This window comes from Actinomyces polynesiensis (assembly GCF_000820725.1).
GTDB lineage: Bacteria > Actinomycetota > Actinomycetes > Actinomycetales > Actinomycetaceae > Pauljensenia > Pauljensenia polynesiensis.
In genome coordinates, this window is record NZ_CCXH01000114.1 from 1 (window position 1) to 10,766 (window position 10,766).

The window sequence follows — 10,766 nt, forward strand, 5'->3', positions numbered from 1 at the left end:
CTACCTGGACTGAGGTGGGGGACCACTCCTGACACGTGGCGACGGCCCCCGGGTGCACCTGTGCACCCGGGGGCCGTCCGCACTGCGGCCTCGTGGCCCCGCGGCGGACGCGGTGGTCAGTCCGCCGTCCGCCCGCCCAGCGCGAAGGTCTCCCGCGCCGCCTCGAAGACCTGGTTCGCGGTCCCCAGGGCGCAGCGGATCTGCTGGAGGAGCTGTGCGTCCGTGGCGCCGGCCTCGTGGTCGATGGTGTGGGAGGCGAGCAGCTGCACGGTCGCGTCCTCCTCCTCGACCCGGTAGGAGCACTTCGGCCAGTAGTGGTCCCGGTGCCAGTCCTCGATGAAGAGGCGCAGGGCGTCCAGCTCCGACAACGACAGACGGTCGCGCAGCGCGCCCTGGACCTGGAGCACCTCCCGGTCGGAGCCCGTGAGGAAGAACCAGAAGGTGTTCCCCTCCCAGTTGCCACCCAGGTCGCCGTCCTCGTCGATCACCCAGTGCCATCCCTGTGCGTCCAGGATCCCGGTGAGGCGCTCCTGGGAGAGGGGGCGCACCGTGTCCTCGGCGGGCGCGGTGCGGGTGCGGGGGCGGCGGGTGAACCATCCCATGTGGTCGGGTCCTTCCTTCGGTGTGCGGTGGCGGACGTCGTCGGCTCAGACGTCGAGTCCGCGGGTGATCTCGTCGTAGAACTGGGCAGCGGTGCCCAGGGCGCAGCGCACCTGCTGGAGGAGCTGGGCGTCCGTCGCCCCCTGCTCGAGGTCCACGGTGTGCTCGGCGAAGACGCGGATCCGGCCCTCGTCGGAGATCCGGTGGTAGCACTTGGGCCACAGCCGCTCACGGTGCCAGGTGTCGATGAACTCCCGGACCTCCTCGAGCCGGTCGATGTCGAGGGTCGTGTGCCACATGGACTGGATGTGGAGGATCTCGGACATCTGGCCGCGGAGCATGAAGTAGAACTGGTTGTCGTCCCAGTTCCCGCCGAGGTCGCCCTCGTTGTCGATGAAGTACTTCCAGCCCTGGTCCTCGAAGAGGAGGACCAGCCGGTCCCTCGTGACGGGTGTGGGCACGTCGACGGGCGGGGGTGCCGGCCGGGCGGAGAACAGTCCCATGTGCGCGTGCCTTCCTGTGTGCTGTCCACCCAACCTACGCACGCGCCGGTGCCGCGGACAACTCCGCGCATGGGTCGCCCCAACGGGCGCGCGGCGCCGCAGGGTGGTCCCTGCGACGCCGCGCGTGGTCCCCGCCGGGGCGGGGAGTGGTCGGGTGCGTCCCGGTGTCAGTGGACGGAGGTGCCCTTCTCGTCGGCGACCAGGAGGTGCGTGTCGTCCTGGATGGACAGCGCGGTGGACCTCAGGGCCTCCATGTGCTGGCGCGCGTGGTGCGCGCAGAAGAGGAGCTGCCCACTGGCCAGCGTCACCCGCACCCAGGCGCGTGCCCCGCAGTAGTCACAGCGGTCGGCCGCCGTGAGTGCCGGTGCATCGACGGGCTCGGGACGCTCAAGCATGCTCGTTGCGTTCATGACCCCATCAGACCACCGATCGGCGTCGGGCGACAGTGCGAGGGGCCCTCTTTCGCCCCGGGCACAATTCCCCCGAGGGGCCCTGATCTGCATGATGCCGCAGCACAGGACGCCCCGCGCGCCTCCGGATCGATCGCTCCCGGCGGGCCGACGTGACCGGCATGCGGACAATTCCTACTATGGGCGGGTGACGACAGACCCGGCATCCGACTACTCCGCACGCCACCTCTCCGTCCTGGAGGGCCTGGAGGCCGTGCGCAAGCGGCCCGGCATGTACATCGGTTCCACCGACCACCGCGGCCTCATGCACTGCCTGTGGGAGATCATCGACAACTCCGTGGACGAGGCCCTCGAGGGCTTCTGCCACACCATCGACGTGCGACTCCATCCCGACCACTCCGCCTCCGTGTCCGACGACGGTCGCGGCGTCCCCGTCGACGAGGTCCCCGGTGTGGGGCTGTCGGGTGTGGAGGTGGTCTACACCAAGCTCCACGCCGGAGGGAAGTTCGGCGGCGGCTCCTACGCGGCCTCCGGCGGGCTGCACGGGGTGGGCGCCTCCGTCGTCAACGCCCTGTCCGCCCGCATGGACGTCCAGGTCGACCGCAACGGGCGCACCTACCAGATGTGCTTCCGCCGCGGTGAGCCGGGGACCTTCGACGACTCCCGGGTCCGCACCCCGAACTCGCCCTTCAGCCCGTTCACCGACGCCTCGCAGCTGCAGACGGTCGCGAAGGTCCGCAAGGGCGTCACCGGCACGCGGGTCCGCTTCTGGGCGGACTTCCAGATCTTCCCCTCCACGGAGGGGTTCTCCTGGGAGGAGCTGCTGGCCCGCGCCCGCCAGACGGCGTTCCTGGTGCCCGGTCTGACCATCAACTGCTGGGACGAGCGCGGCGAGGAGGAGGTCCACGAGTCCTACCACTACGAGGGCGGCGTGGTGGACTTCGCGGACTGGCTGGCCAGCGACGGCCCCGTCACCGCCACCTGGCACATCACGGGGGAGGGCACCTACCGGGAGGTCGTCCAGGAGATCGACCCCGGCACCGGCCACCTGCGCCCCGTCGAGGAGGAGCGGACCTGCGAGGTCGACTGCGCGCTGCGCTGGGGCGTGGGCTACGAGACCCAGACCCGCTCCTTCGTCAACATCATCGCCACCCCCAAGGGCGGCACCCACGTGGCGGGGTTCGAGCAGGCCCTGCTGAAGGTCTTCCGGGCCCAGGTCGACCGCAACTCCCGGCGCCTCAAGGTCACCGCGAAGGACGGCCGCCCCGAGAAGGACGACGTCCTGGCGGGGATGACGGCCGTCGTCACCGTGCGCTTCCCGGAACCCCAGTTCGAGGGCCAGACCAAGGAGGTGCTCGGCACCCCCCAGATCAGGGCGATCGTCTCACGGGTGGTCACCGAGTGGCTGGAGGCGAAGTTCTCCTCCTCGCGGCGTGATGACAAGCAGCAGACCCAGCTCCTCCTCGAGAAGGTGACCGGGGAGATGAAGGCCCGGGTCTCGGCCCGTCTGCACAAGGAGATCTCGCGCCGCAAGAACGCGCTGGAGACCTCCTCGCTGCCCGCGAAACTGGCCGACTGCCGGTCCGAGGACGTCCACCACACCGAGCTGTTCATCGTGGAGGGCGACTCCGCGCTCGGCACCGCCAAGGCCGCGCGCAACAGCCACTACCAGGCGCTCTTCCCCATCCGCGGCAAGATCCTCAACGTGCAGAAGGCCTCCACCGCCGACATGCTCGCCAACGCGGAGTGCGCCAGCATCATCCAGGTCATCGGGGCGGGGTCGGGCCGCACCTTCGACCTGGCCCAGGCCCGTTACGGCAAGATCATCCTCATGACGGACGCGGATGTCGACGGGGCCCACATCCGCACGCTCCTCCTCACCCTGTTCTTCCGCTACATGCGGCCGCTGGTGGAGGACGGGCGGGTCTACGCGGCCGTGCCCCCCCTGCACCGCATCGAGGTCTCGGCCTCCGGCAGGAGACCGCGGGAGTACATCTACACGTACTCCGAGGCCGAGCTGCACACGCGACTCAAGGCCCTCCAGAGGTCCGGCAGGCACTGGAAGGACCCGATCCAGCGCTACAAGGGACTCGGCGAGATGGACGCCGACCAGCTGGCGGAGACCACCATGGACCCCGCGCACCGGGCACTTCGCCGGGTCACCCTGGAGGACGAGGCCGCCCTGCGCGAGGCGGAGGACGTGTTCGAACTCCTCATGGGCTCGGTGGTGGGACCGCGACGGGACTTCATCGTCTCGGGTGCCGAGCACATCGACCGGGAGCGGATCGATGCCTGAGACCGCCGTGTCCACCCACTGCCGGGGTGGACTCCGCCGAAGTGAGGCCCCCGTAGGATGGACGGCATGACTGGACTCGCCGCGCGACTCGTGCCGCCGGCCTCCGTACCCTACCCCGGTGCCCACCTCGGGCTCCGGTGGCGCCCGCTCATCGCCTCGGACGCCCCAGTGGTGGCGGAGCTCATCCGCCGGGTCGAGGCCGCCGACGACGCGATCCACCGCACCTCGGCAGCAGAGGTCGCCGACATGATGGAGGGTCTGCGCGGGACCGACCCCCTGGACACGATCGTCGGTCTCGACGCCGGGGACCGGGTCGTCGCCGTCGCCAGCGTGCGCGTGGTGGCCCGGGTCACCGAGATGGCGGTCGCCGTGGTCAACGCCTACATCGCCCCGCACTGGCGGGGACGCGGACTGGGGCGCTCCCTGCTCTACTGGCAGGACGGGCGGGCCCGGCAACTCCTGGTCGACCACTTCGGCGCGGACTCGGAGGTCCCGGCGGCGGTCACCAACATCGTCGACTCACACATGACGGACCGGCGTCGTCTCTACATCGCGGGCGGGTTCCACGCACAGAGGACCTTCGCGGTCATGTACCGCGAGATCGAGGGTTCGGAGACGGCCCCCGCGCCCAGGGACGGCTACCGGGTGGTCCCCTGGGACGGGGTCGACACCTCGGCCGTGCGCGAGCTGCACATGCAGGTCTTCGAGGAGCACTTCTGGCCCGAGATGCGCGGGGTGTGGTGGCAGGAGGCCCTCACGGAACTCGACCCCCGCTGGTCCTTCGTGGCGCTCGACCCACAGGGGCGGCCCGCGGGGTACGCGGCGGTGGGGAGACCGGTCGAACGCTGGCTCGCCGAGGGACGCACCGAGGCCTACGTCGAACTCATCGGTGTGGGGGGTGGACACCGGGGGAGGGGACTCACCAGTGCCCTCATCGGGGCCGCCGTCGCGGCGGCCGCGCGCTCCGGCGTCTCCCGCATCGGGCTCGACGTGGACACGAAGGGTGCCACGAACGCCCACGCGATCTACGAGCACCTGGGGTTCATCGACGACCGCTCGCAGGTGTACTACTCGATCGACCACTGAACGTGGTACCGGCTGGAGTCGGGGCACAAGGGGACGGACGAGGAGGTGAGGGACGCGTGAGCCAAGAGGTCAGGCAGCAGGGGGCACCCATCTCCGCGCGGGTCGGTGCCCCGCTCCAGCTGCCCGTCCCGCCCTCGACGCACGGGATCCTCTGGGAGCGCCTCACCGCGGACCACAGCGCCGCACTCTCCAACCTCTTCGCCCGCATCGAGGCGACGGACAACCCGCCCTACCGCACCTCCCGTGACGAGGTCGTGGAGATGCTGGGCCCGACCGGTCAGTGGCGCGGCCTGGCGGGGTACGCCACCCGGGGCATCGCGAAGGGCCAGATGGTCGCCTACGGCCTGGTCGGCGTGCGCATCGCCGGGCACGTGGAGTGCGTGTGCCAGGGCGGGGTGGACCCGCGCTTCCGGCGCCTGGGCCTCGGTCGCTCGATGATCGAGTGGCAGACGGCGACTGCCCGCCAGATGCTCGCCACGAACCCGGGACAGGGCAGTGCGCAGATCGTCATGCACGTGGAGACCGGGCACGAGGAGCTGGAGGACCACCTGGAATCCCTCGGCTACCACTGGGCACGCACCTACTACGAGCTGCGCGCCGACCTGGAGGTGCTGCCCGCACCACCGGACCTGGGCAGCTACCTCTCCGTGGTCCCCTGGTCGGAGGACCTGGAGGACCTCGCACGTCGGGCCTCGAACAGGCTGTCCGAGCAGGAATGGGGCCGCCCGCCCCAGTCGATGGAGCAGTGGTTGATGGGCCGGACCGGGTTCGTCCCGGAGTGGTCCTTCGTGGTCATGGACCGCACGGGGGACAGGCCCCAGGTCGCCGGGTTCCTCCTGGCCTCCCGCTACGAGCAGGACTGGGCGGCCCTGGGGTGGCGCGAGGGGTACATCGACCAGATGGGTGTGCTCCAGCCGTGGCGTCACACGCGGGTCGCCGACGCGCTCATCGTCGCCTCGATGACGGCCCAACGCAGGGACGGCATGGACCGCGCCGCAGCGGGCCTCGGGTCCGCGAACCACTCCGGCGCACTCGTGGTCTACGACTCCCTCGGTTTCCGCACCGTCGGGCAGTCCCGGCTCTACGCGATCAACGTCTGAGCCGGGCGGGCCCCTCCGGCACGCCGGGGCAGGGCACGGGCGCGGGGTGGCGGACGTCGACCGTCGTGCCCTCAGCCGATGGAGGCGACCGGGTGGGTGACCACCGTGCCGGACCCGTCGCGCCGGGGGTCCTCGGCGGGCAGGTCCACCGGTGAGCCGTCGGCGGAGGCGGCCCGCGCGGGTCGCGGTCCCACCCAGGCGATGTCGAGCCGGTCCTCCCCCCGCAGGAAGCGCTGGGTGCGGACGCCCTGCCCGCCGCGTCCCTTGACGGGGTACTCCCCGAAGGGCGTCACCTTCGCGGTCGTCTGACCGGTCCCGGGCAGCGCCCCGGCTGCCGCCGCCACCGTGACGACCACACACTCGGCCGGGTCCACCACCACCCAGAACCCGATGGCCTCCGCACCGTCCGCGAGCTTCATCCCCGCCATCCCACCGGCGGTGCGACCCTGGGGACGGACCTTCGCCGCGGGCGTGCGCAACAGCTGCGCGTCCGAGCTGACGAAGACGAGGTCGGCCCCGTCGGGGCAGGGGGCCAGACCCACGAGCCTGTCCTCCGCGTCCAGGGAGATGACCTCCCAGGTGTCGCGCTGGGGCGGAGCCTCGGGGCGCAGGCGCTTGACGACGCCCGAGCGGGTCCCCATGGCCACCACGTCCTGGGAGGCGGGGTCGAGGAGCCCCACGGCGGTCTCGTCGGTGTGCAGGAGCAGGGTGGACGGCGTCGCCGCCGCCAGGGACAACCCCGTCTCGAAGCGGGGGAGTGCCGGCAGGTCGACCACCTCGATGCGGTGGGCGAGGCCGTCGGCGGTGACCACGGCGACGTGGGAGCGCGCGGTGGTGGCCAGCTGTGCGTGCCATCCGTCGGAGTTGGCGCGGGGGCCGGGCTCCAGCGGGTCGGCGCCCTCGACGCGCGCGAGGGCACCGGTGGCGGAGAGCACGACGGTGCACGGGTCGTCAGCGATCTCGAGGTCGAGTCCGCGCCCGCGACCGGTGCTCTCCGGCAGAGCGGCCGCGAGCGCCACCGCGCCGTCGCCGACGGCGCCGCCCTCGTTCCCCACCGACGTCAGCAGGAGGGTGCGTCGGGGTGTCCCCAGGCGCTGGGCCACCTCGAGGAGTTCCTCACGGACCTGGCCGCGCAGGAGGTCCTCCGAGGCGAGGAGCTCCTCGAGGGCCGCGATGCGCGCCCGCAGGTCGTCGCGTTCCGCCTCGAGTTCGATGCGGGAGAACTTCGTCAGCCTGCGCAGGCGCAGCTCGAGGATGTGGTCCGCCTGCACCTGGGAGAGGTCGAAGGCCATCATCAGACGTTCGCGTGCCGAGGCGGTGTCCTCCGAGGAACGGATGATCGCGATGACGTCGTCGATGTCGAGGATCGCGATGAGCAGGCCCTCGACCAGGTGGAGCCGGTCACCGTACTGTCCGAGGCGGAATCGCGAGCGGCGCGTGACGACGTCGAGGCGGTGGCCCAGGAAGACGCGGAGCATCTCGCGCAGGCCCATGGTGTGGGGCTGACCGTCCACGAGGGCGACCGCGTTGATGGAGAAGGACTCCTCCAGGGGGGTGCGGCGGTAGAGCTGCTGGAGGACGGCCTCCGGGTTGAAGCCGTTCTTCACCTCGATGACGAGGCGCAGGCCGTGGTGGCGGTCCGTGAGGTTCTGCACCGCGGAGATCCCCTTGAGACGCCCCGCGGAGACGTTCTCCTTGATCTTCTCGATGACGCGCTCGGGGCCCACCATGTACGGCAGCTCGGTGACGACCAGGCCGTGCTTGCGGGCGGTGACCCGCTCCACCGTGACCTTGGCGCGGGTGCGGAAGGCGCCGCGACCCGTCTCGTAGGCCTCGCGGACGCCGTCCAGGCCGACGATGATGCCGCCCTCGGGCAGGTCGGGGCCCGGGACGTAGCGCATGAGGTCGGCCGTGGTCGCCTCGGGGTGCTCCAGGAGGTGGCAGGCGGCCGCGACGGTCTCCCCGAGGTTGTGCGGGGGGATGTTCGTCGCCATCCCCACCGCGATGCCGGAGGACCCGTTGACCAGGAGCTGCGGGAAGCCCGCGGGCAGGACGTCGGGCTGGGTGAGCTGGTTGTCGTAGTTGGGGACGAAGTCGACGACGTCCTGGTCGAGGTCCCTGACCATGTCGAGGGCTGCCGGGGCCAGGCGCGCCTCGGTGTAGCGCGCGGCGGCCGGGCCGTCGTCGAGGGACCCGAAGTTGCCGTGCCCGTCCACCAGGGGGACCCGCAGGTTGAAGGGCTGGGCCATGCGGACCAGTGCGTCGTAGATCGCGGAGTCGCCGTGGGGGTGGAGCTTGCCCATGACCTCCCCGACCACGCGCTGGGACTTGACGTGGCCGCGGTCGGGACGCAGACCCATCTCGTCCATCTGGTAGAGGATCCTGCGCTGGACGGGCTTGAGGCCGTCACGGGCGTCGGGGAGTGCCCGGGCGTAGATCACCGAGTACGCGTACTCCAGGAACGACCCCTTCATCTCCTGGGAGACGTCGATCTCGGAGATGTTGTGGTCCTCGGGTGGCACCTGCCGGGTCGACTCCTTCTCGCGCATGGGGGCCATTGTCCCGCCGTGCGTGGGCCCACTTCGACTCACACGCCGCCGGGGGGCACAATTGGCGGATGGACATCTGGCAGGAGATCGAGTCCCTGGGCTTCTACCCGGCGGTGGCGGCGCGTTCGCTGCGCCGAGGGCTGGCAGGCGAGGAGCCCCTGGCCTCCCTGTGCCAGCTCGACGCCGCCTTCGACCGGGGCACCATGTTCCGGCACCTCACGGTGGCGGCCCTCACCCGCGCACAACTCGTCCAGGTCCACATCGACGAGGTCGAGGACGGGGGAGCGATGGTCCAGACCACCCTCGCACCCCTGTCCGGCATCCGCGGCGCCTCCGTCGTCGAGCTCGTCGCGCACCCCGCCAGCGACGCCGCGGCGGTGCCCACCGAGGTCACCGTGTCGGTCGACCTGGGCGGCCAGCGCCGTGCCGAGCTGGAACCGCGCCACTGCGACGACCCGGAGTGCGCGGCCGACCACGGCTACGCCGCCACCAGCTACCCCGACGACCTGGCGATGCGCGTGTCCTCCGCGGCCGACGGTGAGGAGTCCCTGGCGCGGGCCGAGCACTTCGTCGACGTGCTCACCGCGTTGATCGGTGGGCACCGTGGCTGAGCCCGGTCCCGTCCCCGCCCGGGGCGATCGCTGCCCCGCCGACTCCGCGTGCGTGGTGCCGGACCTGCCGCCCCGGGGCGCCCTGCGCCTCACCGACGTGCTGGGCGCCTGCGTGGCGGCCCTGGACCCGGCGCTGCCCGGGGCGAGGGAGGAGGCCCGGGCGCGGCTGGGGATCGGACCCGCCCCCCAGGTGCTGGTGCTGCTGGTGGACGGCCTCGGATGGGTCCCCCTCGAGGCGCGCCTCGGGCACGCACCGGTCCTGCGCTCCCACCGCGAGGACACGACGGTGGTGCACACGGTGGTCCCCTCCACGACCGCCGCGGCGATCACCTCCTTCGCGACCGGACGCCTGCCGGGGGCCACCCGGATGGTCGGCTACTCCGTGCGGGCCGGGGGCGACACCATGAAACTCCTCGCTTTCGCGGAGGGGGTGGACCCCGTCCTCTGGCAGCCCTGCGACACGACCTTCGAGAGGCTCGCCCGGGTCGGGGTGGAGTCCGCCGTGGTCTCACCCGCCGCCTTCGCCGGCTCCGGTCTGACGCGGGCCGCCCTGCGGGGGGCCCGGCACGTGGGGGCGTCGGGCTGGGACCAGCGCATCCGTGCCGCACTGCGGGAGCTGCGGGCCGGGACCCCGCTGGTCTACCTGTACTGGTCGGACATCGACCACACCGGTCACCACCACGGGGTCGGCTCCGAGGAGTGGACCAATGCCCTGGAGGAGTTCGACGCGGGTCTGCGCATGCTGTTGGCGGGTCTCCCGGAGGGCGTGCGCGCCGTGCTCACGGCCGACCACGGCATGGTCGACACCTCACCGGAGTGGCTCCTGGACCTCGCGACGCGACCGGACCTCGACGAGGGCGTCGCCGCCATCGCCGGGGAGGCGCGCTGCGTCCACGTCCACGCGCGTGCGGGACGCGGCCCCGAGGTCCTGCAGCGGTGGCGCGACGTGCTCGCCGACGTGGCCTGGGTGTGGAGGCCCGGGGAGATGGCGGAGGTCCTCGGCGAGGGGCCGGGCTCCGCGGTGGTCGGGGACGCGCTCGTCCTCATGCGCGGTCACCACGGGGTGGTCGACTCCCGCGTCCAGTCGGCCGGCTCCATCGCCCAGGTCGGCGTCCACGGCTCCCTGACCAGTGACGAGATGCTGGTCCCCGTGATGCGCCTGGCCTGAGGGTCCGGTGCCGCCTGCACCGGTGGGCCGACAGGTGGGACGGGACCGGGACCGGGGCCACCGGTGCGGCTGACGACGGGCGTGACCGGCGGTGGGTGCGGCGGGCGTGGCCGGCGGTGGGTGCGGCGGGCCGCGGCTGTGACGGGACTACTGGGGCTTCGATCCGAAGACGATCTCGTCCCAGGAGGGCACCGAGCGCCTGCGCGAACGCTTCTTCTCCCGCTCGGGGCGTGCGGCGGAGCGGTGGCCGACCTCCTCGAGCCCGGGGAGCGTGTCCGAGGTGGGAGCGTCCCCGGCGGACCCGTGGGCGGCGCCGTCGCCCTCGTGGGCGGGGCCCGTGGCGTCGGGGGTGGGCCGTCGGGGCACCTGCGGGGAGGGGGCGGAGGGGTGGTCGCCGGCGCCGTCGGTGGGGGCGCTCCCCGGGTCCGCGCCCGCCGCGGTGG

The 10,766-nt window shown here is 72.2% G+C and carries 9 protein-coding genes and 1 pseudogene; 5 read left to right on the forward strand and 5 right to left on the reverse strand.

Features of this window, described 5'->3' with window-relative positions:
- Positions 1 to 116: 116 nt before the first annotated feature.
- From TA90_RS05440 to TA90_RS05450, 3 genes are all read right to left on the reverse strand, one after another.
- The gene (locus TA90_RS05440; RefSeq protein WP_043535001.1) at positions 117 to 602 is read right to left on the reverse strand and encodes a YbjN domain-containing protein; all 486 of its coding nucleotides are present in this window, start codon (positions 600 to 602) and stop codon (positions 117 to 119) included.
- 45 nt (positions 603 to 647) lie between these two features.
- Positions 648 to 1,103 (reverse strand): type III secretion system chaperone family protein, encoded by a 456-nt coding sequence (locus TA90_RS05445; RefSeq protein ID WP_043535002.1) that lies wholly within the window; start codon positions 1,101 to 1,103, stop codon positions 648 to 650.
- A gap of 167 nt (positions 1,104 to 1,270) precedes the next feature.
- Complete coding sequence (locus TA90_RS05450) at positions 1,271 to 1,513, reverse strand: DUF7455 domain-containing protein (RefSeq protein WP_052450550.1); 243 nt, start codon at positions 1,511 to 1,513, stop codon at positions 1,271 to 1,273.
- A 187-nt stretch (positions 1,514 to 1,700) separates the two neighbouring features.
- Here TA90_RS05450 and TA90_RS05455 point away from each other — a divergent pair, with 187 nt between their 5' ends.
- The 3 genes from TA90_RS05455 to TA90_RS05465 all read left to right on the forward strand — a co-directional run bounded on the left by TA90_RS05455 (position 1,701) and on the right by TA90_RS05465 (position 5,995).
- Positions 1,701 to 3,809, forward strand: coding sequence for a DNA gyrase/topoisomerase IV subunit B (locus tag TA90_RS05455; RefSeq protein ID WP_043535004.1), 2,109 nt, complete (start codon positions 1,701 to 1,703; stop codon positions 3,807 to 3,809).
- Positions 3,810 to 3,875: 66 nt separating this feature from the next.
- A complete protein-coding gene (locus tag TA90_RS05460; RefSeq protein WP_043535007.1) occupies positions 3,876 to 4,895 on the forward strand; it encodes a GNAT family N-acetyltransferase in 1,020 nt (339 codons plus the stop codon).
- 56 nt (positions 4,896 to 4,951) lie between these two features.
- The gene (locus TA90_RS05465) at positions 4,952 to 5,995 is read left to right on the forward strand and encodes an N-acetyltransferase (RefSeq protein ID WP_231550675.1); all 1,044 of its coding nucleotides are present in this window, start codon (positions 4,952 to 4,954) and stop codon (positions 5,993 to 5,995) included.
- A 71-nt stretch (positions 5,996 to 6,066) separates the two neighbouring features.
- Here TA90_RS05465 and TA90_RS05470 read toward each other — a convergent pair whose 3' ends face one another.
- Positions 6,067 to 8,544, reverse strand: coding sequence for a DNA gyrase/topoisomerase IV subunit A (locus TA90_RS05470; protein WP_043535009.1), 2,478 nt, complete (start codon positions 8,542 to 8,544; stop codon positions 6,067 to 6,069).
- 68 nt (positions 8,545 to 8,612) lie between these two features.
- On the opposite strand from TA90_RS05470, the gene TA90_RS05475 reads away from it, so the two are divergent.
- Positions 8,613 to 9,155 (forward strand): DUF5998 family protein, encoded by a 543-nt coding sequence (locus tag TA90_RS05475; protein ID WP_043535005.1) that lies wholly within the window; start codon positions 8,613 to 8,615, stop codon positions 9,153 to 9,155.
- 52 nt (positions 9,156 to 9,207) lie between these two features.
- Positions 9,208 to 10,323 carry an alkaline phosphatase family protein gene (locus tag TA90_RS05480; RefSeq protein WP_052450551.1) on the forward strand — a complete coding sequence of 372 codons (1,116 nt, stop codon included), beginning with the start codon at positions 9,208 to 9,210 and terminating at the stop codon, positions 10,321 to 10,323.
- Between the two features lie 147 nt (positions 10,324 to 10,470).
- On the opposite strand, the pseudogene TA90_RS15015 reads toward TA90_RS05480, so the two are convergent.
- Positions 10,471 to 10,766, reverse strand: a pseudogene (locus tag TA90_RS15015) (hypothetical protein); the annotation flags it as partial.

Bases quoted from the DNA above. Each gene is read 5' to 3' on its own strand.
- TA90_RS05440 (WP_043535001.1), bottom strand. From the start codon at position 602: ATGGGATGGTTCACCCGCCGCCCCCGCACCCGCACCGCGCCCGCCGAG.
- TA90_RS05445 (WP_043535002.1), bottom strand. From the start codon at position 1,103: ATGGGACTGTTCTCCGCCCGGCCGGCACCCCCGCCCGTCGACGTGCCC.
- TA90_RS05450 (WP_052450550.1), bottom strand. From the start codon at position 1,513: ATGAACGCAACGAGCATGCTTGAGCGTCCCGAGCCCGTCGATGCACCG.
- TA90_RS05460 (WP_043535007.1), top strand. From the start codon at position 3,876: ATGACTGGACTCGCCGCGCGACTCGTGCCGCCGGCCTCCGTACCCTAC.
- TA90_RS05470 (WP_043535009.1), bottom strand. From the start codon at position 8,544: ATGCGCGAGAAGGAGTCGACCCGGCAGGTGCCACCCGAGGACCACAAC.
- TA90_RS05475 (WP_043535005.1), top strand. From the start codon at position 8,613: ATGGACATCTGGCAGGAGATCGAGTCCCTGGGCTTCTACCCGGCGGTG.